This window comes from Rhodocytophaga rosea (genome assembly GCF_010119975.1).
Taxonomy (GTDB): domain Bacteria; phylum Bacteroidota; class Bacteroidia; order Cytophagales; family 172606-1; genus Rhodocytophaga; species Rhodocytophaga rosea.
In genome coordinates, this window is sequence record NZ_CP048222.1 from 7,600,201 (window position 1) to 7,625,410 (window position 25,210).

The window sequence follows — 25,210 nt, forward strand, 5'->3', positions numbered from 1 at the left end:
TTAGTATAATGCAGCTCCATCATTTTTTTGTAGTTGTTGAAGATCTTGTATTTCTTTCTCAACGGCTAAAACCCAAGTATAAAATCCCATGTCCTCCTCAAAAGTGTTAATCGTAAATCCTTCAGAGAAATACTCGACAATGGCAGCCAGTTTAGCCGCCCACTCTTCTAGTTGGGTAAATTGCTGATTTACTTTAATCAGGTTCCTTTCCAGATTATAAATCTCATTGATAGAAATTACTTTGTTCAAATTACTAGCATACTCTGAACCCAGTTCCTTTATGTAAGCATATACATCCCCTGATTTATTATTTTTAGTAAGCTCAACAATCTGTTTGTATTTTTTCTGTTCTTCTGCAGGCCATAGAGATAAGGTTTCTAACTTAAATAAGCTATCTATTCGTTTATCAATTTGTCCTTTTGTAATTAAAGCTTGTTTATAGTTTTCAACATTGGGTGTATACTCAAATTGTTTTGGAAAAAAATCTTTAGGATACTTTCCTGCTAAAATATCTTTAGGAGTTACATCAACCTTACTCATGGCTTGAGAAAAGCAAATAAACAAGCATACTAAGCAGGCAATACAATATTTTAGTAGCTTCTCCATAAGGTAGTTAGGTATAAGTATTGAACTTACAAAAATTTCACTACGAATGCATTTAAATTGACACAAAAAATGCTACCAATTCCGGAAGTTGGGTATTTCCTTTTGCAAAGAATGGAAAGAGAAGGAATGGTTATAGCAGGTTTAATAAGAAAAGACAAAAATAAAAAGCCTGTCCAATAGCCAGGCCCTTTACTAAAACAAACCACATGAAACCAATAATTTGATCGTATCCAAGCTAAAGCTTGTGGTCCGTAGTTATGGCTGACAAATGAAGGTTTATCCCTTTCTCTCAGGCTTTCATCGAATTGTAAATCGTACTCATGTGAGATAAAAGTATCAATAGAGGGCAAGTGCAAGCCATAGTCTATGATCAGGCAAATTCTAACCGATATCATGCGATTATTTTTCCGGAAGAGGAACGGACCCGATCCGCACGAACGTGGGAGGTCCGACTTCTCAAACATGGAGATCATCATATTTTATATGATCTGGAGTGGCCTTGCTATTTTTTTGGAATGGACAATTTTAAGCTAATATGGAAGATATACAACCTGTAGAATCAATCACTATTCTCATAAGAGAACTAAAAGAGTATTGCCAAAAAGAACTGCCTTATCTTTATTTTGACCTGCTGTTCTTCATGGATCTATGTCCGGATTATTTTGGCAGGCCGGTTGAAAAAATGACTCATAACTTAAGCACCGGGATGGTTAAGGTATTCTTTAAACAAATTCCCACAACCTTGTCAACGTGCATTTTTTACTACTTGATTCGGATCCCGCTTGCTTTGTAGTTGGACTATATATTGCTGACGTGAAGTTTGACTTAGGCTGTTAGCTGATTCAGCACACTTCCGGCACACTTTTCCTAATTATTATGGCAAATATTAAGCCCCTGGTTTTCGAATATATAGCCGATAGAAAATAACACAATTAGGAGTAAAGCCAAAGGGGTAGTTAATTTAACCGCCCCCTTTTGACAAACCAAAAAATAATGCCCTTAATTAAAAAGCTATAAAGGTTTTATTTTTGTCTTTGTTCATAGAACTTGGACCTGACATTCTTTTCATCATAAGCTGGTTGTATAGGAAAGACTTTCTATACCTCATCCCAAATTAACCTGTTGTCAGTTTCTTTTTCCTTTCGTCAATATGATTTTGAAATTTGATTATCATCAAGCATTTTGAAATCCTAAGTGTTTATTCACGATCAAGCTGCTCCTTTGGACAATATGTACCGATACCTCTTATTACTCTTTTTCCCTTGTACCATTTTCGTTTCCGCTGTTGCCCAAACTCCATTAACGCTGAAAAATTCTATCACCGCCGGGTATGAGCCATCCTTTTTTGATGACCTCGGCAAAAGAATGGCAGACAGCATTCCCAGCCTGGGTTCACTAGTGGTGTGGACAAAAGGCGGCATCGTTTATGAGAATTATTTTCATGGGGCATCAGCCACCACGACCTTCAACATCAAGTCGATTACAAAGTCTGTAGTGTCTGCCATGGCAGGCATTGCGCAATCAAAAAATTACTACCCACCTGGACACACCGGTGTTGCGTTTATTTCCCGAGTTTGCTCAGCCCCACGGGCATTCCTCATTGGTGTGGTTTGCTCAAGAAAAGCGTCTGGAAGATTCGTTGCGGGCACGGTTGACGTTGAAAAATTTACTAACCATGCAGCCGGGATGGGAGTGGAATGATTTTGGTCCGGTTGTAAATATTTTCATCAATGCGGCCGATCCGGTGCGCTTCACCATGGATTTGCCTTTTGCTACAACGCCCGGCACGCAATGGGTGTATTGTTCGGCAGCCACTTCGGTTTTTAGTGCTGCCTTGCAAAAGGCTGTAAAGATGGATTTGCGTTCGTTTGGCGATAAATACCTGTTTGCGCCAGCCGGCATGAAATTGTCTGCATGGTATAAGGACCCCGCGGGTCATTGGGTGGGTGCTTCGGAAATGCACATGACTTCCCGCGACCTGCTTCGGTTTGCTTTATTGTATCTCCACCATGGCAAGGTTGGCACCAAGCAATTGTTACCTGTGAGTTGGGTAAAAGAATCTTTGTCCCAGCAGGCTGTGCTGGATTTCTGGGATATTCTGCCAGGAGCTAACGGGTATGGGTATTACTGGTGGCGTCGCATCACCAATGGTCACCAGGCATATATCGCCAGCGGTGCAATGGGACAGATCATTACTATTATTCCGGATCTGGATATGGTGGTGGTCGCTAACTGCCTGTTGAATGGAGATAACCGCGGACGAGAAGAAATCCTGCGCATTCATCAATTTGTCAATCAAATCACAGCAAAGTAATGGCTCATCAGATTACCTCACTTATTCTTCTATTGCTGCTCACCTGCCTGAGGGGCCTATCGCAATCAACGCCGCTAAAACTGCCTGCAAGAATCAGGATTGAACAGGGATGGATATCTGGTGCCATCAATGCGAGCGGCGATGTACATATATATAAAGGTATCCCTTATGCTGCCCCACCGATCGGGAACCTCCGGTGGAAAGCCCCGCAACCTGCCCCTTCCTGGAAAGGCGTTCGTCCCTGTGTGGCTTTCGGTCCCAATGCGATGCAGCCGGTGCCGGTGCCTTCGGGTGCATACGGTAAAGAAATATTAATTCCCCCAGATGGCCCTATCAGTGAAGATTGTCTGTACCTGAATGTATGGGCGCCGGCAAAAAAGGCCAATAAGAAACGACCTGTCCTCGTGATTGTACACGGGGGTGGTTTTACTGGCGGGTCAGGATCGATTTCCTTGTTGGATGGCGAGCAGATGGCACGCAAGGGGTTGGTGGTGGTGTCAATCAATTATCGCTTAGGCGTATTTGGATTTTTAGCGCATCCTGCCTTGACAGCCGAATCCCCCCATCACAGTTCCGGAAACTATGGCATATTGGACCAGATTGCTGCTTTTGAGTGGATAAAGAAAAATATTTCTGCTTTTGGAGGAGATCCTGATAATATCACCGCAGATGGCGGATCGGCCGGTTCATGCAGTGTGCTCACGATTGTAGCCTCTCCGCTAGGCAAAGGCTTGTTGCGACGTGTGATCTCTGAAAGTGGTCCGCTGTTCCAGCCGAAAGAGTGTAGGGAATTGCGCGCAGCAGAACATGAAGGCTTGCAAACCATGCAGGCAAAACAAGCCCGTACACTTTCACAAATGCGTGCCTTGTCGGCAGATTCATTACTCAAAGGAGATCATTTGCGTCTGCCGGTAGTGGATAATTATTTGCTGACCGATCATATCCGGGATTTGTTTGCAGCGGGAAAACAAAACGATGTCGACCTGCTGATTGGATACAATGAAGGGGACCAGGATATGCGGGGACCGGCGCAATCCGCACAAGCATTTATAAGAATGGCAAAAGGGAAATACGGTTTGGATGCAGATGAATTTTTACGAATTTACCCTGCCTCGACTGATCAGCAGGCAGCAGCCTCACAGGTTGCCATCTCGCGTGACCGCGTGTTTGGCTGGGGTAATTTTCTATGGGCAAAAGCACAATCCCGGCAGGGACAACAAAAAGTATGGATGTATTATTTCAGTCGTAGCGTACCTGCTGTACCCGGTAAACCGGAGTACGGTGCTTTTCATGGTAGTCAGGGTGCCTATGTGCTCGATAATCTGCACCGATGGAACCTGCTCTTTACGCAATGGGATAAAACCCTCAGCGAGAGGATGAGCACCTATTGGGTGAATTTTGCTACAAGCGGCAATCCCAATATTGCCTATAGTGAGGCATCAACTCAAAAAAAGGTCAATGAACAAATGCCTTTTTGGCCTCCTTTTTCAGTGGCCCAAACCAAGGTGATGGAGTTCGGCAGTGAAGTGAAACCGATTAACCTGCCTTCTATGCGGGCGTTCAGGTTTTTTGAAGTGGAATAAATGATGCAGACTACAGATGGTTGGTCGGATGGTAAGGATTGCAGAAAAGAAAGCTAGGAATAGTGCAAGAGGCAGTACATTTACTGCTTTGCATTAATCTGATTTTGATAAAGCATCTTTACAAGCAGAAAGAAATACCCCCCTTTGTTGAAACTTAGCTTATACCCTTAAAGATGACCTAAATAATAAGATGTGTACTTGCCTCCTGATAACGCTAAGTGCTCTGACTGCCTGTTTATGGATAAATTGGAAAACTCTGCAAAGCTCTGCAAGAGTTAGCCACTTACCCACAAATGTTACAACAATGGTTTTTATTGTATCAATCTCCTAGAATTATTATATTGAGCTATTCTAAAGATTAAGTGCTCTTTAACTAACATAAGCTGATGAAGCTACTACCAATAGAACTAGAGGAAGCTCAAAACCAACACTTCACTACTACTGCTGAATGCGTAAGGGTGCTGACAATATTTAGTGAGCATTACAAGAAAGTAGGGTTTACTAAACCTTGGATTGCCTATTTTGTGTCAGATGATACAAATGCAATCATAGGTGGAGGAGGCTATAAGGGCAAGCCCAATGACAACCAAGTGGAGATTTCCTACGGGACCTTTAAGAATTATCAAGGAAGAGGGGTAGGAACAGAAATTTGCAGACGATTAGTCGAATTAGCCCTGCAAACTGATCCATTAGTGAAGATCACCGCTCGAACATTGCCGGATAACTATGCTTCTATTACTATACTAAAAAGAAATGGGTTTACTTGTTTAGGAACTGTTCTTGACCCAGAGGATGGAGATGTGCTAGAATGGGAATACAACAAGTACAGCGCCTAATTAAGGTATTGTCTTAAGATTCAAGTAAAAAGGTAGAAATATTTTAATATTTATGTACTATCGGAAAGTGAGCTTCAGGCGACTTGTTGCAGGGAAGTTCATCTTGTGTAGCCCTGCTAGCCGGGGCTACTTCTTTTTCCTCGATCTTGCCCGGCTATAGGTTGACAGAAAATGTTACTTCAATTTTGCTACACATAATCATCGAGACAAGAGGAAAAACTTCTGAATAAATGACTATTAAAAAATATGATTCTCTTGCCCATATATAGTTTCATTAAAGGGGAGATTAAATTAACTTGAATGGAGGCTTTTATAAGCCGTTAATTTTGCTTTAGTTTTTACAAAAGCTCTTAACATTTCGTCCACTATCTTGGGGAAATACCATTTGCACTTTTACCACAATAACCCTCCACACTCACGCTACTTTAAATTTCTGCGCTCTCCTTGTTACAAGGCAGTTCCCTATCCTCAGATAAAATAAAAGAAGCTGCATCCGTTTGAAAGCAGCTTCTTTTATTGAAACCAGATTTATTTTATCAGGTATCCAAACAAACCATCTTGTTCATCTGAGGGCCCGGCAGTAAAATACAAACGGTTTTGATCTATGATTGACTTTGCAGGCGGTAGGGTAATCTCCCAAAGTCCATCAATGGCAACAACCTTATTATTTACTTTCAACTGGCTGATGAATTTTCCATCTGGTGTATAGGCATTGATCTTACCATCACCAAAATTGCCAATCAGAATAGCTGGCTGACCCTTACCTGCTGCGAAAAATGAAGCAGGTACAGGTGCTACACCCCAGGGGGCATTTAATTTCCCTTCGGATGCAAATCTCTTCACAAGCATTCCTTTCCTGGTAAATACATTGACAATACCGTTGCCTACTTCCTTCAACGGACGTCCATTGGGCCCAACCTTAGAATAGGTAACCAATAAATAATCTTCCACGGCATGAATATTGAATGGAAGATACCCTGCAGGAAGATTTGGATCCTTAAAGGGTCTATCGGTAACCGGCCTGAAGGCCCAATCGAATACATCTACCGTTCCTTTGATAACATTAGCCGCAAAAAGATAACTGCCATCAGGTCCATGGCTGAGTGCAAGACCTGTGTAAGCTGCCTGCCCTACATTATTTTTTACAACTTCTATATTGGTTTTCATGGCAGGATTCCATGCCGAAAGAATCCCATCAAGTCCAACAAAAATAAAACTGGCCCCCACACCATTGGAAAGAAGAAAGCTGGCTGTTACGTGATTGGCAACTTGACCAGTTACCAATCCGCCGGCAGGTCCACTAGGAGAAGGAATATTCAGCGCTGGATGTGCCGCATTGCCGTCTGCATCATAGATGGTAGTTACGCCTGCGCCCGGAGCAGATATCCACGGAGCGCCTGTAATGCTGAATGCAAGACCCCATGCATTTAATAATACAGGATCCACACGCTTGGCCTTATAAATACTTTTATTAGCCACAAGATTGATCTGTTTCAGGTTGCCCAGATCCCCTTTAGAACCACCAGGTCTGGGAAAGTAGTCATCGATCTTATCACAGGAAGCTAAAAGAACCATTGCCCATACCGCCATTACACTCCAGGTAATTTTTTTGCGGCTTAAAAATTTGTTCAACATAACATTCATTAATGAGGTTTTTGTGAACGCAAACATATCCATAGGTATCATTGTCGGCAATGGTACAATTGTACTAATTAAAGGTTTGACTTCTCGCTCTGAACAGGTTAGTAGATCACAATTTGTGAGTGGGGTCAAGAATGATGGCGGATTATGCCAATTAAATTATTATTCTATAGATAAAGCAATACATGCACTTGCTACATTTGACTGGAGGGAAATATAGGCTGGAATTATTCTTTGAAAAAGAGACAGAGAACAGATTTAATAGCCATGCTTATGAGTTAAAAGAAAGAGGGAATTTTTATTACTGCCTTTTTTCTAACTTAGAATTTTGATAGTTCTTCAGTTATAGATTTTTTTCTTGGCATCTATCTGTAAACTGAGAGCGTGACAATTCAAATACCTTCTAAAGCCTATTCTTTACCCTCCACATATGGTAGAATAACAATTTCTTTACCTTCAAATCAATAGTGATCATTTATATTCTGGGCTAGGATATAACTTTTAACCTCTTTGGGTGAAGTACAAATTAAGTATAGAAGAAGTTCTTAATACATCCATAGGATTAGGTTTACAAACTACTCTATGATCAATATTAAATTTGGCGTATATAAAATCTGGATAAAAGAAGTCTTTTAAAAACCAAATATTGTCGCAAATACCCCTTTTTAATGTCGTTTTTATACACCTTCTAACCAGCATGGAAACGGTAAATTTGTTTTGTAATCAAAAAATTCAACCATGAATAACAGTCAGACAACACCTAATCCTGACCTGCAACCGCTCAACCGGCTGGTAGGTAGGTGGCAATTGAGTGGTGAGACAGAAGGCATGGTCACCTATGAATGGATGGAAGGTGGCTTCTTTTTACTTCAACACTTTGATTTCACTCTACATGGCCACCGGGTCAAGGGTATGGAAGTGATTGGGCACTTACAACCCTTCAGCTCGAATCCCAGCCCGGAGATTTGGTCACGAGCTTATGACTGCGAAGGTAATACGTTGGACTACGTGTATGAACTGGATGACGATACGCTTATGATCTGGGGTGGCCAGAAAGGTTCGCTCAGTTACTTTCGGGGCCAGTTCAACGCAGATGGCACTGTTAACACTGGCGAATGGGTGTGGCCGGGTGGTGGGTATAAATCAGAGATGAGGAAAATAAAATGAAGCATTCAAAATCAAAGCAATTGACATTTTCAGGATCATAAAAGAGGTAGTTAAAATAATTACCCCTTTCGCTTTACTAAACCAAAAATGGGCGAAAGGGAAAAGATATTGAATTTCATTTTTTCCCTCTCGCCTACATTTGAAGTTTCATTATTGGGAGAAATAATTTAACTTAGAAATACAGTTTAGTAGGGCAAAAGATTATATTCTTTATTTTAAAGTATGTATTGGACTACAGTTATCCCAAAACGTGCTCGACTTTTGTAAACCTGATTCGTATCTTTGATTAGAAAAGCGCAAGCACTATGGGAGATGCACAGAAAAATAATCATTATTATTCCGTTGAGGAATACGAAGCAATAGTCAAAAATTCCAAAGAAGGGGAGCGATACGAATATTGTGATGGCGAGATTATTCCATTTAAAGATGAATATACCACAGATGATCATAATCAAATCATCCAAAATACAGCTGATAGTCTAAAAGGTCATTTTTATCCCAAAGGCTGCAGAGTCTATACGGAAAATGTACGGTTAATTGTGGAGGAGCAAACTCAATTTCGGCTTCCGGATGTGATGGTGACCTGTTCGGATCGAGATAAAGAATCTAAGGATGCCAAACGTGATCCAATCATAGTAGTAGAAGTGCTTTCTCCATCTACCTCTTTTACTGACCTAGTTGAAAAAGTAGAAGCTTATAAATGCATTGTCTCTCTTCAAGCTTATCTGATCATTAACCCTGTAAAGGTTTGGGTAAGAATATATCAACGCGATGCACAAGGCCATTGGCAACAAGAAGCAGATTTAGAATCTATTAATCAAACCATAGCCATTCCATCATTGCAATTAAATATTCCTTTAGCTAGAATCTATCATTTTGTTTTTTAAAACAGGAGTTAATTTTTCTCCCCCTTTCGAGTAACTCAATATATGGGCAAGAGGGGAAAAAATGCAACTTATCACTTCTAAACCAGCAATTCTTCTCCACTTTTGCTCCATAACTCTTCTTCCCTGTCTAATAGTGATTTTTGTCAACCTTATTGCCGGAGAAAACCCAGTTCAATTAATAAATCAAGGTTTGCATATTTTGGTTAGTTAATCTCGTTTAAAGTATACTCTTTTTCAATCAATACTTTGATATGATTGATAATATAGTATAATCTGTATAATTTTTACTAAATTTACTAAATGAGTTTGAGATTCTCATTTAAATAATTTATGCATAGATTCATTTTACTCCTACCATTGCTTCTTGTTTTTCCATTTATTGTTTTTGCTCAACAGATAGACACCGCAATGGTTAAAACTAATGGTACGGTCAATACAATAACAAGATCCGGGAACACTTTGTATGTAGGAGGAAACTTTTCCTATATAGGTAAGCATACAGGTTTAAATGGGCCAGCAGTCATAAACATTAATGATGGAGATTTGATCACGAGTTTACCCAACCTTGATAGAACAATATCTACAATGGTAGACGATGGCAAAGGAGGTTGGTTTATGGCAGGAGAGTTTACTACAATTACAGGCACTTATGGTAATAGTATCATCCATTTATTACCAGATTTTACGATTGACCCTTCATTTAAAACAACCGTTTCTGCTCAAGTAAACTGTTTAGTTCGCAAGGGGGATACTCTTTTTATCGGTGGCTGGTTTGAAACTGTGAATGATAGGCCAAGACTCACTCTTGCAGCTGTTGATACTAAAGAGGGCAAAGTATTACCTTGGAATCCAAATATAAATTTTATTAGTTCTGTAACTGTGTTTTCCCTTTTTGTTGATAATAATACTTTATACGTTGGGGGTAGATTGTCCCATTTAGGAAATAATGCTACTGAACATTTAGGTGCTTATGATTTAAGCACAGGCAAACCCACCAACTTAAGTGTTAAAATAGACGTTGATGGTTATGATCCAAGTGGTTATGTAAATAAAGTAATTGTTCATAAAGGGATTTTGTATTTTACAGGTGCTTTTAATCGTGTTAATGGTAGTTTTAGAAACAGATTTGCTGCCATTGATCTAAAAACGCTTGAATTACTAAGTTGGAATCCCAATCCTATAACTCCCGAGGGTTATTCAGGATATAATTTTGATATCGATGCTTATGAAAATGAAATATTTATAGCTGGTGGATATTTTTCTAATATCGGTGGACAAAATCGTAACGGGTTTGCCTCTGTTGATATGATTACAGGACGTGCTACTTCTTGGAATCCAAATTTAACAGTCGATAAATTAAGGCCAAGTGTAGTCCCATTTAAAATCTATAAAGACAAATTATACCTTTTTGGAGATTTCAATTCAGTCTCCGGTATTCCAAGACATAATTTCGCACAAGTAGATCTTATCAATCGAACTGTCACTAATATAGCATTAAATCCGAGCGCTTCTTGGATAAGAGAATTTTCCTTTTCAGGAAATAAAATGTTTTTACTTGGTGATGTTAATGCTATTAATGGAAAATTTAGAAACAATTTAGCCTCTATTGATGTAGCCACTGGACAAGTAACAAACTGGAACCCTAATCCTAATGATGTTGTACAAACTGTAGTTACAAGTGGAAATCTTGTTTATGTAGGGGGAAAGTTCACTACAATAGGATCTGCAAATCGAAATAAAATAGCAGCTTTTGATGCTTATTCAGGGATTGTTACCTCATGGAAGCCCAATATTTATTCTGATTCAGATGGAATGATAGATGCGATAGCTATATCAAAGAATACGGTTTTTGTTGGAGGAAATTTTTATACGATGGGTGAGCAATACAGAAGTAGATTAGCCGCTTTTGATATTACTTCCGGAAATACTACAGCCTGGAACCCAAAAGTCTATCAATTGGGCTCAATCAATTGTTTGAAAATTAGAAATGGATTACTGTATGTGGGTGGCAATTTTTCTATTCGTGAAGGTAAAAATAGATCTTACTTAGCAGCCTTAGATATTAATACAGGAGTACCTACAGATTGGAATCCTAACCCAAATAGAGAAGTGTTGGCTTTTGACTTTACAGACAATCAAATCATAATTGGAGGTAACTTTTCATCTATTGGCAGTCAACAACGAAATAAACTAGCATCGGTAGATTTAGTTAGTGGATTACCAACAACTTGGAACCCTAATGTCAACAATACAATCAGTACTCTAGCCATCTTAGGTGAAAACGTTTATATAGGTGGTAGTTTTTCTACCGTTTCTGGAGTATCTCGCAATAGATTAGCTGCTGTTAATATTTATACAGGCATTTCTACAACCTGGGCGCCTAATCCTGATAGAAAAATTAATACCATAGTAGCTTTTAATGAAAAAACACTTTACGTTGGAGGAGAATTTGTAACTATTGATGCAAATAATATAAGTAATCTTGCTGCTTTTGGTGCAAGAACATTAGTTTTCAACAACTACATCAAAGGAAATATTTATAGAGAAATAAATCAAAATTGTGTAAAAGAAGCAGGAGAAAACAATTTAGAAAACATTATTGTCAGTGCTGAGCCAGGCTCATACTATGGGATTACGGATAAAGAAGGTAATTATAAAATTGCTGTAGATACTGGAAGCTATGTCATTAAGCAAATTTTACCAGCAGATAAAGGCCAACTGGCCAAGCAAATATGTCCTCTTAATGATACTACCTATAGGGTTAATTTTGAAACCTATAATAATGAAGTTAATAACCTAGATTTCGCTAATCAAATTACTCTTTGTCCTCAACTAACAATAAAAGTAGCCTCAGGTAGAAGAAGAAGATGTTTTAGGGGATACACTACGATTGATTATTGTAATGAAGGTTTAGCCTCAGCAAAGGATGTAAAAGTTTATCTGAAACTTCCTGAGTATGTATTGCCGATTCACATTAATAAAACTTATACAATAGATGCAGATTCAACTTACATCTTTAACATAGGTACGCTCTCTCCTAATCAATGCGGTAGTATCACAATTATTGATTCTGTAATGTGTGGCAATGAAAACATACGAGGTCTAACTCAATGCACGAAAGCTTGGATTACACCTACAAATGGTTGTATTACGCATGACCCTAAATGGGACCAGTCAGATATTACTCTCAAAGCAAAATGTAAAGCTAGCGGAATTGTAAGTCTTGGCATGTTTAATTCGGGAAAGGGAAATATGGCAGATAGTACTTCTTATAGAATTTATTTAGATGCTCAACTCACTTTTACTAACAAAATAAAACTTGCTCAAGGAGACAGTTTACGTTTGGAAGTAGTAGCTAATGGGCAAACCGTTAGATTGGAAATCGATCAACGTCCATATCATCCTAACAGAAAAAAAAGTGATATTTCACTTGAGGCTTGCGGAATAAATAAGGAAGGTAAATTTAGTACAGGCTTTGTTCCACAATTTTCTTCTAGTAATCAACTTTTAGAAGAAGCTACAGAATGCCTTCCTATTATTGATTCATTTGATCCTAATGATAAATCTGTATTTCCAATAGGAACTACAGCTAATCATTATACTCCTTCTCGTACACCTTTGGAATATACAATACGTTTTCAGAACACAGGAACAGATACAGCCTATAAAGTAATAGTAGTTGATACCCTTTCTGAAAATTTCGATGTAGCCACTTTGAAGTTAGGAACAATATCTCATCCCTATAAACTTTCTGTATCGGGTAAAGGTCAACTTATTCTTACCTTTACTTTTACTAACATAAATCTACCGGATAGTAATAAAAATGAACCAGCAAGTCATGGCTATATTAAGTTTTCTATTACACCTAAGAGTTCTGTTACCCAAGGCACAGTAATTGAAAACAATGCTAGTATTATCTTTGACTATAATAAAGCCATTACAACAAATATAATCAGCAACACCATTCATGATCTATCACCTACTATTCCTCCCTCTAATTCAGGCAGAGTGATTATTTGTGGTGTACTCAATCCTGCTGCTTTTGCAGGATCAAATCGAAACTTTTGTAAGCAGGATACAGTCAAATTACGAGCTAATCCATCCATAGTTGGGCAGGGAAAATGGAGAGTCTTAAAAGGTGGAGGATTAATACAAGAACTAAATAATTCATCTACTCTTGTAACGAATTTAAGCTATGGTGAGAATATATTTGAATGGAAACTTCCAACTAGTACTTGTGGTACCGACTCTACAACAAGCCGAGTTACTGTTACAAGGTTTGCTACACCCTTAATAAAAGAAGTGAAATCTGAAAGAGTATGTGGAGAAGGAAGGGTGAGCTTACATGTTAAAGGGGCAGCCCATTATAACTGGTATACAAACGTGAGCTCTACAGAACCTATTTCAACTGATTCTATTTTTATCACACCTGTGCTGACGGTCTCTACAACCTATTATGTAGCTGCTATTGAATCGGGTTGTGAAGGGCCAAGAATACCTGTAGAAGCATTAATTATTCCCATTCCTAAATCACCTACAATAATTCAAAAAACAGCTGATAGTTTGTATTGCCCGATAGAAGCTACAAGTTATGAATGGTTTATGGATGGAGTAGCCTTGAATACACATGATCAAAGTATTAGTGCAGATAAGTCAGGAAAGTATACGGTTAAGATTACGGTCAATAATTGTACATCTGCACTGTCTGAAGTTTTTAATTATGAAAAAATACCAACGGGCATTAATGAGGAGATAGACTTAAAGATAAAAGTCTACCCTAATCCTTCATCTGGAATAGTTACCCTATGGATGGAGTTAACAAATGAAACCTCCGTTGAACTAAGTATTTTTGACTCATTTGGAAGAGAAATACTCAAAGAAAAACATGGCGCTAAAAATTATGTGATCGAAAAAAAGATTGATTTATCAAGTTTTGGGAAAGGTCTTTTTGTTGTGAGAATACAAACCAAACAAGGACTATTAATTAAACGAATTATTATTCAGTAAGGAGAGATAAAATAAATTACCCCTTGTGTAAACTTTATATATGGGCCAGAGGTGATAAATATTCTCCTCTCAATAGTAGACATATAACTTATTGTTTTCCCTTTTGTCAGTATTCACTATTCACTGGAATATCATAGGAGTAATGATAACTTCCCCAATAGTGAAACTTCAATGAGTAAGAGGGGAAAATGAACTTCAATGTCATTTCCCTTTAGCCCATTTTTTATTTAGTAAAGCCAAAAGGGGCTATGGTGAGACAATAAAGCAGGCAAGAAGGTGAGTGTAGATTGAGAAAACCTTTTTCTGTTTTTACGTATATACTATTTGTTTTAAACCTTATAAATATGAACATACGCATTATTTCTCAAACAGAGGAGTTGTTTAAAGAAGTAGAAGATATCAAGGTTGAAGGGTATGGGATAGAAAAGATAGAAAATGTAAAAATGATCGTTGAGCAAGCAATGGAGAAAACCAATACCACCGTGTTCTTGGCTGCAGGGGATCCTTACGAACAAAAAGAATTAGAATCCGGCTTAGATACACTTCTTTCAGGATTTGAGCAGATCAAACATCCTCATTTATTTTAATTAAGTATTTAAATAACTACTCCTGCCCATGTATTTGGTGGCAAAAAATTAGAGAAGCTACTACATAGAAATAAGTATATCAACAAACCACCATAAAACACTGCACGACTACATTTACCAAAAGCTACTAACTTTAAACCCTTTCTACCTCTTTTTTCACTTGGTCTGACCTGTAGGCATCATAGTCTTCCTATTACAGGCATGGATAGATTGGTCTGACTACTTTATTGCTTTTATTTTTCGACAGACTTCGATGCTATACTTAAGTTACCTGAAAGGGGTAGTTAATTTAACTCCTCTTTCTGTTCACTTTAAAACTGTCTAAATTTTAAGGGAGGATGCCAAAACCAACAGAATTAAATCATGACAACTGAAAACATACTTTATTCCTACTTGAAAGTTGTGAAAGAATTAGTTTATGACAAATGCGGTTTAAGGCTTACAAACCTACAACTGAATTTAGAAAGTGTGCAATATGGTGCCTGCACATTTGATGTTAACGGAAAAAGAGTTGAACACAGAGTTTCTAAAATTACTCCAACAAAGACCGGACAATTTGTAACTCTTTGGAAACGAAACAAGAATGGGATAACCAAACCTTTTGACATGTTGGATGATATGGATTTTGTCGTGATTACATCAAAAAGTGGTGATAACATGGGACAATTTATTTTTCCAAAGTCAGTTTTGGCAGATAAAGGAATTATTTCACAAAATGAAAAAGGTGGGAAACGTGGAATTAGGGTTTATCCCTTGTGGGACAAGGTAACTAATAAACAAGCAGAAAAAACTCAACGTTGGCAGACAAAATATTTCGTAACAATTAAGAGCGATGGTTCTGCCGACCTTGACTTGACCAAGAAATTATTTGACAAAACAAACAAAAGCTAAGAATGCAAAACGCAAAGAACCACCAACAAGGGTTTTGCCTCAGCAGGGTTGAGGTGCAAAATTCATCAGCAGTAATTGGTCAGGCTATTTGTTTTTGGGATAGATACCAAGAAGAAAAATTTACTTTAAGTCAGATTCTTTACCTTACGATTGAGTTTTGCTAAAGGGGTATATCTGTTTACTTGATTTTTACTATAATTTTAGTTGATGTTTGTGCGTAACTTACTGCTTAACAGCTACATTCAATCCACTTCACCTCCATACCCCACAACTACTACAGAAACTTCTACCACTTGATCTACCTGAAGCCCCACTCTTATCAATAGAACCCTTATGTCTGCTGGTCTGGTTTCAAAAAAGCTGAATCTAATTGGGAGGGAATGCGTTAGAAAAAGGAATTATTTTATACGTATTGTAGAATATTCCTTCAAAGATGATGCGGGCAGAAAAGAGCTCTTTTTCTAATAGAGAAGCACAACAAATCATTCAATACTTGCCTGATCCTTGCCTGCTTCTCTCTGTGGAGGGCTATATCCTGGCAGCAAGCCAAGCCTTTTACCTCATTACTGATACCGATGAAAAGATACTAGGTGAATTCCTCTTTGATGTGTTTCCTGAAAATCCGGATTCACCTCAGGTGAATGCAGTCTCCTCCCTTCAATATTCTTTTATGGAAGCGGTCTGCAGCAAACAGCCCCACCATATACCCTTGCAGCAATATGATATTCCCAAAGGAGGGAAACCAAGCGATGGATTTATTAGGAAATTCTGGAGGGCGGTCAATGTACCAGTCCTCGATGAGCAGGGGCAGGTGAAGTATATCTTGCATAGAACAGAGGATGTCACAGAGCAGATCAATGATAAAAAACAAATCAAAGACCTGACTGCCCTCACCGAAGAACTATTAATGCAGGAACAGTTGGCTAGACAGGAGGCAGAACGTCAGCGGGAATATGTTTTCAACCTTTTGATGCAAACCCCTGTGGCCATTGCCATTTATGAGGGCAGTAATTTTGTAGTCCGCTTTGCCAATGAAAAGCTGCTGGAGTTTGCCGGAAGAAGCCGGGAGCAAATCCTTGATAGATCTCTTTTCGAAGCTATCCCTGAAATAGCTCAACATGGATTTGAAGTCGCGCTTAAAAAGGTGTATACCAGCGGAGAATCCCTGGTTCAATTCGATGTGTCAGTCAGACTAACAAGACACCAAACCCCAGAGCAGGCCTATTTTCACATTATCTATAATCCTTTCCGCAATTTGCAAGGGGAGATTGTTGGGGTGATTGTTGCCTGTACGGAGATCACAGGGCAAGTTGAAGCCAAAGAGAAACTAGTGCAAATCATGCAGGATTTAAAGGAGCGGAATTTTGAGCTTGACCAGTTTGTCTATAAAACATCTCATGATTTGCGAGCACCGCTGATGACCATCTTAGGGCTGGTGCGTTTAATAAAAGGAGAACCACTACCGGATTCAGTATCGCAATATGTAGATTTGATAGAAAACAGGGTTAACAAACTCGATGGCTTTATCAAATCTACTCTGGACTATTCTCGCAATACCCGCACGGATGTTGAGTATGAGAAAATTGATTTGAACGGTCTTGTCAAAGAGACCTTTGCTGCTTTGGAACTGATGAAGAATTTCGAGCGGCTAGCTATTTCCCTTCACATAGCCGATGGAGATTTTTACTCAGATTTATTCAGGCTCCGCATTATCTTTTCCAATCTGATTTCCAATGCTGTCAAGTACATGGATACTAGCAAAGCGGAGAATTGTCTCAATATTACCATAAAAGTAGATGATAAACTAGCAAAAATTCACCTCTATGACAATGGCATGGGCATTGAGAAGGCCTACCAGGACCATATTTTTGGCATGTTTTTTCGGGCTACTGAGCAATCAGAAGGCTCGGGGTTGGGACTCTATATTGTCAGACAGGCTGTGATGGCCCTGAAAGGCACTATCACCTTTCGAAGTAAGCCCGGAAAGGGCACGCATTTTCTCGTTATTCTACCAAACAGAATGGTGAATTAAACCCTGGATATCCACAAAATAATGGAGAATAGAAAGAGAGCATATTTAAATACCTGTTTCTTATGTTTTAGAGAACGGAAGTTAAATTTACTTCCCTCTCGCCCATATGTTCAGTTTCACTAAAGGGGGAGTTAATTTAACCTCCTAATTCTGTTCCCTGCTATTGTCTTTGAGCAGAAGGTCTTATACCTGCTAAGCAGCAGCGGAAAAATTAAATTCCAATTGTATTTCCTGTGCCTTCTGGCTGATTGCTGTTATAAACTTGCCTGTTAAAAGAATAAATAGTAAAGAAAACAAGGCAAGCAAGGTAAGCCCAATGGTAGGGAGTAATTTCAGGTATCTGTTGTTGAGGTATATGAAAAGAGCCGATGGCATAATTAATAGGCAACTGATATCGAGTATGCGCATGTAGAGGTTGGGTTTTATTATTTATTTGCGAAAATGACTATTATTCCCCCTGTCCAAGAGAAAACCCCCTCTTTCCATTAAATGTATAGAGGTTTTCGGTTTTGATGATTTCCAGACCGGCTCGCGAGAGCACTTCCTGTAGGGAAAGCAACCTTGAATATTCCAGGGGAACATATAAAGGGTCTGCATTCTCTGTTACTGTCCCTTCGGCCACAAAGCGGCATCTCCAGTGATCGGTACAAAAGGTTTCTGCATGCCCTTGTGGATACACTTTTACACCCCGGTTGGTGATCATCTTTAACTTCAGGCCGGCAGGCGTTAACCCCGTAAGCTGATCGCCTAACTGATCGGGTGAAATATTGTCATGGCAAACAAAAATATCAGCTCCGACCAGTTGCTTGTGGTTCACAGGTCTTTGATAAGGTAGTACAACAAAGGGTTTGGGTGCATGGCTGCTATGATTAACCTTTGGAAAATAAGCCGGATATGTATCCAGGTTACCGATCACCTGGTCGGCAAACTGCTGGGTGCCCACCTTTGCTTTACTTACGCCTTGCCGGAAAATATCTGCCGTATGCGAGCCGCTTTCAATCGTAGCCAGCCAAGCGTTATGTATCCTTTCGGCTACCCTGTTTTGTCCGATATGCATCAGCATCAGAATGGATGCCTGTATCAACCCGGACGGGTTGGCTATATTTTTCCCGGCTATATCCGGGGCAGATCCATGAATGGCCTCAAACATGGTGCAATGGTCTCCGATATTGGCCGAGCCTGCCAGACCTACAGAACCTGCTATCTGGGCTACTACATCAGAAATAATATCCCCATACAGGTTCAGGGTAACCACTACATCATACTTTTCCGGTTGATCAGCCAGCAGGGCAGCGCCGATGTCTATAATCTGATGCTCCTTTTCAATTTCCGGATACTGGGCACCTATCTGCTGGAAGGTCTGGTAAAACAAGCCATCGGTGAGTTTCATGATGTTGTTTTTGGTCATGCAGGTCACTTTTTTCCTGCCATACGTTTTGGCATATTCAAAGGCATAGCGGATAATTTTTTCGCATCCCGGACGGGTAATCAGTTTAAGGCATTGCACGACATCGGCTGACTGTTGATGCTCTATGCCGGCATATACATCTTCCTCATTCTCCCGGATGATGATTACATCTAACCTGGGATGTTTGGTAGTCACAAATGGGTGGAGTGACAAACAAGGACGTACATTGGCAAACAGCCCCAAGGTTTTTCTGATCGTTACATTCAGGCTTTTGTACCCGCTGCCAAGAGGTGTGGTAATAGGTGCTTTTAAAAATATTTTTGTTTTTCTCAGCGAATCCCACGCTTGCGCATCAATGCCGGATGTATTGCCTTGCAGGTACACTTTCTCTCCGATCTCGATCACTTCCGGGCTAATAGCAGCACCGGCGGCAGTAAGTATCCGGATGGTGGCATCCATAATTTCAGGGCCTATGCCATCGCCATAGGCAAACGTAATGGGCGTTTTTGGAAGCATATGTATTTTTTTGGTTAAATTTTCAGAAATGATCTGCCGTTACAAATTTGCGCTGCTCGCCTTAGAATAAGATTAGGATAACATTAGAAAATGCTTACCTGAGCGGATACTCATTCAGCAATGCCCGATCCGTACATGCCCTTACAGGTATTCCCTATTCCGCAGGGATTTGCTTTATTACCGGGCAGTGAATTTATCTTTTAGATGGCCTCCCGTTACGCCTGATGTCTGTAGCCCCCTCAGACTAAGGTGCCGGGTGTGTTGCTCCAGGCGGCCGGTTCTTTTGAAAGAAATGATTTCCGTCACCAGCTTTTGCTCATCCAGATGCATTTCTGCAAAAAAATCATTCACGGCATACAAGCGAAGCTCTTTTGTATCGTCAGCATAACTTAAAAGAAAGGGGGCTCTTTCGGTGAGATACTGTTCTCTTTCAGGCATGGAAAGCAGCAGGAATCGAAAATAAGAGATCATAATCGTTATTGTTTTAGAAGTGTAGGTAAGTAAATAGTTGCGATAAGTTAGAAGAAAGGCGTTCGGATACATGTGTTTGTATAATATACCAGTACAGCACCATGCCGACAGATATATTAAAGGGGAAGGCAACCCCCAGGGCCATGGGAATATACAATCCGGGGTCGGCTTTGGGGGCCGCCATGCGCATCGCAGCAGGTACGGCAATATAAGAAGCCCCGGCACCCAGGATAGCAAACATAAAGCGTGTGCCCGGATCATTTGTTACCAGAACACTGGCGAGGGCTACCAGGCTGCCGTTACAGGCTGCCACCAAGATACCAAACAAAGGTAGATACAGGCCATATTTCCGGAATGAAGAGAAACGTCTGGCGGTAACCATGCCCATTTCGAGCAGGAAAATGGCCAGAAACCCTTTAAATATGTCGGTCGTGAAAGGTTTAATCCCTTCTGCTTGTTTGGCATCTGCCAGGTAGCCGATCAGCAGGCTTCCCAGGATCAGAAACACACTTCCGTTAGTAAAGGAATGGCCCAGTATTTTGCCTAAGTCAGTGTTGCCTGCCTGCTGCTTATCATATTTATTTATCAGAAAAACGGCGATAACAATGGCCGGCGATTCCATAAAGGCCATCACGGCCACCATATACCCACTAAAAGTATGCTGATAAGTTTCCAGAAAAGAGGCAGCCGCTACAAAGGTTACCGCACTCACCGATCCGTAGGCAGCCGCAATGGCACCGGCATCAGCCACCCCCAGCCGCTTTCTGAGGATATAGAAAGTATACAGGGGCACCAGGGAGGCAATTGTTAACCCGAACAGAATGGCATAGAGAATCTCCAGGGTAAAAGCACTGTGTGCCAGCTCCTGTCCCCCTTTAAAACCGATAGAGAGCAGCAGGTATAGAGAGATAAATTTGATGCTGGCTGCCGGAATTTCCAGGTCACTTTTTAAGGTGGCCGCCAGCAGGCCAAGACCAAAAAACAGAAGGGTAGGGTTTGTTAAATTACTGACAAATAAGCCAATTTCCATATGTTATATTATAGTTGAGCAAGGGTGAGAATAAGGGTAGCTTTTAAAATAGTATGGAGGGAGTACGCCTGTTGTGCGCATAGAGGCGCTTGTGTAGGGATGGGATTGTATTATTTCTCTTAAGGGTGTAATATAGGTGTATGCGGCTGTCCGTCGCTGGCATTCTCTCAGGCATATATTTTATTTTTTCTCAAAACTACAGCGCCTTTCTTATATATTTTTATTTATATTTATTATGATATACATATACATTCATTTATGCACTATACCCTTCATCAACTAAAGATATTTACTGTGGTAGCTAAACACAGCAGCATTACCCGTGCCTCCGAACAGCTTAACATGACCCAGCCGGCAGTTTCTATTCAACTCAGGAACCTGCAGGATCAGTTTGATATCCCCCTCACAGAAATAATAGGGAGGAAGTTATACATTACAGAATTTGGCAAAGAGCTAGTAACAATAGCCGAATCTATACTCGCCAGCACCGAAGAGATCTCTCAGCAGATGCTGGCAAGAAAAGGGCTGCTGACAGGCAAGATTAAATTTTCGATTGTGTCTACAGGCAAGTACATTATGCCCTATTACCTGGCTCCATTTTACAAAAAGTATCCCCATGTGAAGTTAGAAATGGATGTTACTAACCGCAGGCAAGTCCTGGAAACAATGCAGGAGAACAAAACTGATTTTGCTTTGGTATCTATCTTGCCCGGCCAGCTGGAAGTAGAAGAAGAGTTGCTCATGCCCAATGCGCTCTGGCTGGTAGCCGGAAGAGACTTTATGCCCGGGACAACTGCGGCGGCCGGCGACATATCCCTTCTAAAGGACATGCCTATCCTGTACCGGGAAGATGGATCTGCTACCAGAATCGTGACGGAAGAATACATGAGTACGGTATCAGTTTATCCCTCCATAAAACTGGAACTTAGTTCTACAGAGGCCATCAAACAGGCAGTGATTGCCGGATTAGGGGCATCTGTGCTTTCTATATACAGTTTACGTTCAGAATTGCTCACGGGAGATGTGCGGCTATTGCCTGTTACAGGGTTTCCACTTTATGCATACTGGCGTTTGATCTGGTTAAAAGGAAAGAGGTTTTCACCGGCTTGCCAGGTTTTTCTGACTTCGATCAGGGAGAACAAAGAGTCTGTATTTGATGCACATTTTGCCTGGGCCAGGCAGTATATTAAATAGGCAAGTAAATCTGATGTTACCTGTAGACTAATAATTCGGTGATGCACTCCTATAAGTGTCAGCCGGATATAATTCACCAATCAACTTATATAGAAATAAAATTTCCTGAAAAATAGTTATACCTGTTTCAAAAGTAAATTAATCAGTATTCACATAACACTATTCTACCTTTCTATTAACTCTAGGATCCGGATGTTAAATCCAAGTTGTTTGCTTCTCCTCTACAATTAGAGGAGTTAAAATAACTCCCCCTTTCTTGAAACTTCATATTTAAGGATGGACCCCATCAATTTTTCTTCTATACGACTGTATGAAAAACAAGGAAGCCGACAGTAAAATTTAATCCCTTTAGAGCAACTTAATAGTTGCTTTTGAATTGTCTAGATCGTATTTTCAAGAAGCTTTTTGTAACTGTTATTTCTATCGCAAGTAGGTTGATTAGTCAACTACAATAGATAGGAGGATAAGTTTATATTTACCTAACGTAAATGCGACCATCTTTTTGCTTATACATATGAATTGCCTACTTCAATTCAGCAAACTTATTCCTTGAGCATTACTTTCTGATTCAATTCTTTTCAATCTCTTTCAACTATTGCTATGACCCCAGTTTTACATGCTTGGCCGCTATCGGCTCGGGTGCTGCCAGCCCCCCTCTTTCCCTGCTCCATGCGCACCCGGCTGGCTGGTCTGCTTTGTCTGATGGCCTTGTTGCGGTCAGTGTCCCTGACAGTTGCTGCCGCCTCAGGCCTTACTCCCCCGCCTGCCAGCCAGGTGTCGATTCTGTTGCAAGCCGACTGTCCAACCCTCACCTTTGCTCCCTTGCCTAAAGGTATTGTAGGTAAATTTTATCGCGGCACCGTCAAGCTAAGCAGTGAATATCAGGGTTACTATCTTTATTTTGCCAACGAACAAATTCCCGAAGGCCTATGGCTGGAAGGAGGGGCTACCTTTTCGGGTTTTCCTACCCAGGCGGGTAGCTATGAACTTGATATAATTGCAGTCAATGAATCGAGTGGATGTACCTTTTACGTAAAAGTGCCCTGGACTATTGAAGAAGATCTCTCTCCATGCCCGTTTAGTTTACCAGATAGCTTACCCATGGCTGTGGCCAAGCAACCTTATTTAGCTTCGGTAGCTGCTAGTCCGGCCGGCTCGTATACCTACACAATTGTGCAGGGACAGTTAGGTGAATATTTCTCCTTGGATACCACTATAGGAGTCATTACAGGGGAAGCCCTGCTCGGGGATGGAGTGAGCTTTGAGTTTGTCATCAGCGCAACCGATTCTAATGGCTGCTCCAAGCAAAAAGCCTATACGATTACTACTACTTGCCCTGCTCCACCCACTTTTGCACCACTGCCTAAAGGCCAGGTAGGCGTACCGTATAGTACCTACCTTACCCCAACAGGGGGTACAGGTGGCTACAGATATTACCTGGTGCCTTCTTCCAAACTACCCAGTGGCCTGCATCTAAACGAGTTTGGAGAGATCAGTGGCATACCTGTAGAGGCTGGTTCCTTTTACGTGCATATCCTGGCCAACGGAGCGGCCCTTTGTGATGGCTATGTCTCTGATACGCTCCTCATCAAACCGGCCATAGGTAGCTGCCAGGCAACAGGAACAATTCTGCGCGAAACGTGGGTGAAAGTAAAAGGTTACGATGTGCGTCAGATTCCGATCAACACTCCACCTACGGCTACACGTCAGTTAACCAGCTTTGAAGGTCCTTCCAACGTGACCAATGAATACGGTGACCGCATCCGGGGTTACATTTGTCCACCCATGAGCGGCAGCTATACATTTTGGATTGCTTCCGATGACAACAGTGCTTTATTTTTAAGTTCGGACCATCAAGCTAGTAACAAGCAGCGCATTGCCTGGGTAAACGGAGCGACACAGCCTCGGCAATGGAGTAAATATGCATCCCAGCAGTCAGCCCCCATCTATCTGGAAGCCGGCAAGAAGTATTACATTGAATCCTTGCACAAGGAAGCCTATGGAGGTGATCACCTGTCAGTAGGCTGGCAACAACCTGACAATTCTGCCATCCAGGTCATCCCCGGAGCAGTGCTCTCCCCTTACAGCAACTCCATAGCCAGACTTGCCGTGCAAGAGCAGGCTCCGGTAGAAGTAGTAAGGGCGTATCCCAATCCATTTGAAGACAAGCTGACCTTGCGCTTAGGTAGAGAAGGCAAAAGGCAGCAAATGCTGTTACTGGATGCAATAGGCAGGGTAGTATATGAGACTACTGTTAAGGTTACAGGGCAAGAGTGGGAACTGGATTTATCGGCACAAGACTTGAAGCCTGGCATCTACCTGCTCAAGCTGCAAGCTGAACATGGCCAATCACAAAGTATACGGGTGATCAAGAAGTAGGACTTACTCCTTAGCCTTCTTATGTAGGCTTGTCCGGCTATGGGTTGACAAAACAGCTCTTAAATAAAGTGATAACAATGAGGGGGCAAAAGGGGAGAAAAATGCTAGTTTAGAAGTGATAAATTGCAATTTTTTCCCTTCTCGCCTCATTGGTTCAGTTTCAAGAAAGGGGCAAATAAATTAACTGCCTCTGTTTGCGTATTCACCTAATTGATTGTTAAATACATTTATCATGATTACAATTATACTTTAGGGCAAGTAAATATTTCTACTAAATATTATTGCATAGTATTTTGATATATCATATATCTATGTATATTTGGGTATGAACTCTACTGAACTTCTCAAAGGTACTTTAACTTCTATTATTCTCAGGCTCCTGGCTGATCATGGCAAGATGTATGGCTATGAAATTACTCAAAAGGTAAAAGAGTTATCGGGCAATAAAATCCTGTTAAAAGAAGGTTCTTTATATCCGGCTTTACATAAATTATTGGTCGATGGCCTGCTTGAGGTAGAGACTGTTTATGTAGGCAAGCGGGTCAGGAAATATTATTTTCTCACCGGGCAAGGTCATGCTCAAAAAGCCGCGCATTTTGATGAGTTGCAGGCGTTCTTAGCTACTATTCAACAGATTGTTTTTCCTCCCCTTAAAGCCTAA

20 protein-coding genes are annotated in these 25,210 nt (G+C 40.6%); 14 read left to right on the forward strand and 6 right to left on the reverse strand.

What is annotated here, in order from left to right; all coding sequences use genetic code 11:
• Window positions 1-606, reverse strand: coding sequence for a hypothetical protein (locus GXP67_RS31195; RefSeq protein WP_162446756.1), 606 nt, complete (start codon window positions 604-606; stop codon window positions 1-3).
• Between the two features lie 535 nt (window positions 607-1,141).
• On the opposite strand from GXP67_RS31195, the gene GXP67_RS31200 reads away from it, so the two are divergent.
• The 5 genes from GXP67_RS31200 (at window position 1,142) to GXP67_RS31215 (ending at window position 5,339) form a co-directional block, all read left to right on the forward strand.
• Window positions 1,142-1,399 carry a hypothetical protein gene (locus GXP67_RS31200; protein ID WP_162446757.1) on the forward strand — a complete coding sequence of 86 codons (258 nt, stop codon included), beginning with the start codon at window positions 1,142-1,144 and terminating at the stop codon, window positions 1,397-1,399.
• Between the two features lie 428 nt (window positions 1,400-1,827).
• Window positions 1,828-2,307: a hypothetical protein gene (locus tag GXP67_RS37600; protein WP_232065323.1), complete on the forward strand. Its 480-nt coding sequence runs from the start codon at window positions 1,828-1,830 to the stop codon at window positions 2,305-2,307.
• Entirely contained in the window at window positions 2,207-2,920 is a 714-nt protein-coding gene (locus GXP67_RS31205) for a serine hydrolase domain-containing protein (protein ID WP_232065308.1), read from the forward strand. The genes GXP67_RS37600 and GXP67_RS31205 overlap by 101 nt, the downstream gene beginning before the upstream one ends.
• Window positions 2,920-4,503, forward strand: coding sequence for a carboxylesterase/lipase family protein (locus GXP67_RS31210; protein WP_162446759.1), 1,584 nt, complete (start codon window positions 2,920-2,922; stop codon window positions 4,501-4,503). The genes GXP67_RS31205 and GXP67_RS31210 overlap by 1 nt, the downstream gene beginning before the upstream one ends.
• Window positions 4,504-4,889: 386 nt before the next feature.
• Entirely contained in the window at window positions 4,890-5,339 is a 450-nt protein-coding gene (locus GXP67_RS31215) for a GNAT family N-acetyltransferase (RefSeq protein WP_162446760.1), read from the forward strand.
• Between the two features lie 528 nt (window positions 5,340-5,867).
• Here the strand turns inward: GXP67_RS31215 and GXP67_RS31220 are convergent.
• Window positions 5,868-6,974, reverse strand: a complete 1,107-nt coding sequence (locus tag GXP67_RS31220; protein ID WP_162446761.1) for a TIGR03118 family protein — start codon at window positions 6,972-6,974, stop codon at window positions 5,868-5,870.
• Between the two features lie 744 nt (window positions 6,975-7,718).
• Between GXP67_RS31220 and GXP67_RS31225 the strand changes: the two genes are divergently transcribed.
• The 6 genes from GXP67_RS31225 (at window position 7,719) to GXP67_RS31250 (ending at window position 17,551) form a co-directional block, all read left to right on the forward strand.
• Window positions 7,719-8,147, forward strand: a complete 429-nt coding sequence (locus GXP67_RS31225) for a hypothetical protein (protein ID WP_162446762.1) — start codon at window positions 7,719-7,721, stop codon at window positions 8,145-8,147.
• A 305-nt stretch (window positions 8,148-8,452) separates the two neighbouring features.
• The gene (locus GXP67_RS31230) at window positions 8,453-9,034 is read left to right on the forward strand and encodes a Uma2 family endonuclease (protein WP_162446763.1); all 582 of its coding nucleotides are present in this window, start codon (window positions 8,453-8,455) and stop codon (window positions 9,032-9,034) included.
• Window positions 9,035-9,364: 330 nt separating this feature from the next.
• Window positions 9,365-14,041: a DUF7619 domain-containing protein gene (locus tag GXP67_RS31235; protein ID WP_162446764.1), complete on the forward strand. Its 4,677-nt coding sequence runs from the start codon at window positions 9,365-9,367 to the stop codon at window positions 14,039-14,041.
• A 344-nt stretch (window positions 14,042-14,385) separates the two neighbouring features.
• Window positions 14,386-14,628, forward strand: a complete 243-nt coding sequence (locus GXP67_RS31240; protein WP_162446765.1) for a hypothetical protein — start codon at window positions 14,386-14,388, stop codon at window positions 14,626-14,628.
• 363 nt (window positions 14,629-14,991) lie between these two features.
• Window positions 14,992-15,519 (forward strand): MepB family protein, encoded by a 528-nt coding sequence (locus GXP67_RS31245; RefSeq protein ID WP_162446766.1) that lies wholly within the window; start codon window positions 14,992-14,994, stop codon window positions 15,517-15,519.
• Window positions 15,520-15,952: 433 nt separating this feature from the next.
• Entirely contained in the window at window positions 15,953-17,551 is a 1,599-nt protein-coding gene (locus GXP67_RS31250) for a PAS domain-containing sensor histidine kinase (RefSeq protein WP_162446767.1), read from the forward strand.
• 192 nt (window positions 17,552-17,743) lie between these two features.
• Here the strand turns inward: GXP67_RS31250 and GXP67_RS31255 are convergent, their stop codons facing one another.
• The 4 genes from GXP67_RS31255 to GXP67_RS31270 all read right to left on the reverse strand — a co-directional run bounded on the left by GXP67_RS31255 (window position 17,744) and on the right by GXP67_RS31270 (window position 20,976).
• A complete protein-coding gene (locus GXP67_RS31255; RefSeq protein ID WP_162443365.1) occupies window positions 17,744-17,959 on the reverse strand; it encodes a hypothetical protein in 216 nt (71 codons plus the stop codon).
• Window positions 17,960-17,999: 40 nt separating this feature from the next.
• Window positions 18,000-19,475, reverse strand: coding sequence for an NADP-dependent isocitrate dehydrogenase (locus GXP67_RS31260; protein WP_162443366.1), 1,476 nt, complete (start codon window positions 19,473-19,475; stop codon window positions 18,000-18,002).
• Window positions 19,476-19,652: 177 nt separating this feature from the next.
• Window positions 19,653-19,946, reverse strand: a complete 294-nt coding sequence (locus GXP67_RS31265) for a hypothetical protein (protein ID WP_162443367.1) — start codon at window positions 19,944-19,946, stop codon at window positions 19,653-19,655.
• Window positions 19,947-19,959: 13 nt separating this feature from the next.
• Window positions 19,960-20,976: a sodium-dependent bicarbonate transport family permease gene (locus GXP67_RS31270; protein ID WP_162443368.1), complete on the reverse strand. Its 1,017-nt coding sequence runs from the start codon at window positions 20,974-20,976 to the stop codon at window positions 19,960-19,962.
• Window positions 20,977-21,234: 258 nt separating this feature from the next.
• On the opposite strand from GXP67_RS31270, the gene GXP67_RS31275 reads away from it, so the two are divergent.
• The 3 genes from GXP67_RS31275 to GXP67_RS31285 all read left to right on the forward strand — a co-directional run bounded on the left by GXP67_RS31275 (window position 21,235) and on the right by GXP67_RS31285 (window position 25,210).
• Window positions 21,235-22,170 carry a LysR family transcriptional regulator gene (locus GXP67_RS31275; RefSeq protein WP_162443369.1) on the forward strand — a complete coding sequence of 312 codons (936 nt, stop codon included), beginning with the start codon at window positions 21,235-21,237 and terminating at the stop codon, window positions 22,168-22,170.
• A gap of 600 nt (window positions 22,171-22,770) precedes the next feature.
• On the forward strand, window positions 22,771-24,549 hold the full coding sequence (locus GXP67_RS31280) for a putative Ig domain-containing protein (RefSeq protein ID WP_162446768.1): 1,779 nt from the start codon (window positions 22,771-22,773) through the stop codon (window positions 24,547-24,549).
• Between the two features lie 325 nt (window positions 24,550-24,874).
• On the forward strand, window positions 24,875-25,210 hold the full coding sequence (locus GXP67_RS31285; protein ID WP_162446769.1) for a PadR family transcriptional regulator: 336 nt from the start codon (window positions 24,875-24,877) through the stop codon (window positions 25,208-25,210).

Bases quoted from the DNA above. Each gene is read 5' to 3' on its own strand.
- GXP67_RS31235 (WP_162446764.1), top strand. From the start codon at position 9,365: ATGCATAGATTCATTTTACTCCTACCATTGCTTCTTGTTTTTCCATTT.
- GXP67_RS31225 (WP_162446762.1), top strand. From the start codon at position 7,719: ATGAATAACAGTCAGACAACACCTAATCCTGACCTGCAACCGCTCAAC.
- GXP67_RS31230 (WP_162446763.1), top strand. From the start codon at position 8,453: ATGGGAGATGCACAGAAAAATAATCATTATTATTCCGTTGAGGAATAC.
- GXP67_RS31220 (WP_162446761.1), bottom strand. From the start codon at position 6,974: ATGTTGAACAAATTTTTAAGCCGCAAAAAAATTACCTGGAGTGTAATG.
- GXP67_RS31285 (WP_162446769.1), top strand. From the start codon at position 24,875: ATGAACTCTACTGAACTTCTCAAAGGTACTTTAACTTCTATTATTCTC.
- GXP67_RS31250 (WP_162446767.1), top strand. From the start codon at position 15,953: ATGATGCGGGCAGAAAAGAGCTCTTTTTCTAATAGAGAAGCACAACAA.
- GXP67_RS31210 (WP_162446759.1), top strand. From the start codon at position 2,920: ATGGCTCATCAGATTACCTCACTTATTCTTCTATTGCTGCTCACCTGC.
- GXP67_RS31260 (WP_162443366.1), bottom strand. From the start codon at position 19,475: ATGCTTCCAAAAACGCCCATTACGTTTGCCTATGGCGATGGCATAGGC.
- GXP67_RS31265 (WP_162443367.1), bottom strand. From the start codon at position 19,946: ATGATCTCTTATTTTCGATTCCTGCTGCTTTCCATGCCTGAAAGAGAA.
- GXP67_RS31215 (WP_162446760.1), top strand. From the start codon at position 4,890: ATGAAGCTACTACCAATAGAACTAGAGGAAGCTCAAAACCAACACTTC.
- GXP67_RS31270 (WP_162443368.1), bottom strand. From the start codon at position 20,976: ATGGAAATTGGCTTATTTGTCAGTAATTTAACAAACCCTACCCTTCTG.
- GXP67_RS31240 (WP_162446765.1), top strand. From the start codon at position 14,386: ATGAACATACGCATTATTTCTCAAACAGAGGAGTTGTTTAAAGAAGTA.
- GXP67_RS31195 (WP_162446756.1), bottom strand. From the start codon at position 606: ATGGAGAAGCTACTAAAATATTGTATTGCCTGCTTAGTATGCTTGTTT.
- GXP67_RS31275 (WP_162443369.1), top strand. From the start codon at position 21,235: ATGCACTATACCCTTCATCAACTAAAGATATTTACTGTGGTAGCTAAA.
- GXP67_RS31245 (WP_162446766.1), top strand. From the start codon at position 14,992: ATGACAACTGAAAACATACTTTATTCCTACTTGAAAGTTGTGAAAGAA.
- GXP67_RS31200 (WP_162446757.1), top strand. From the start codon at position 1,142: ATGGAAGATATACAACCTGTAGAATCAATCACTATTCTCATAAGAGAA.
- GXP67_RS31255 (WP_162443365.1), bottom strand. From the start codon at position 17,959: ATGCGCATACTCGATATCAGTTGCCTATTAATTATGCCATCGGCTCTT.
- GXP67_RS31280 (WP_162446768.1), top strand. From the start codon at position 22,771: ATGACCCCAGTTTTACATGCTTGGCCGCTATCGGCTCGGGTGCTGCCA.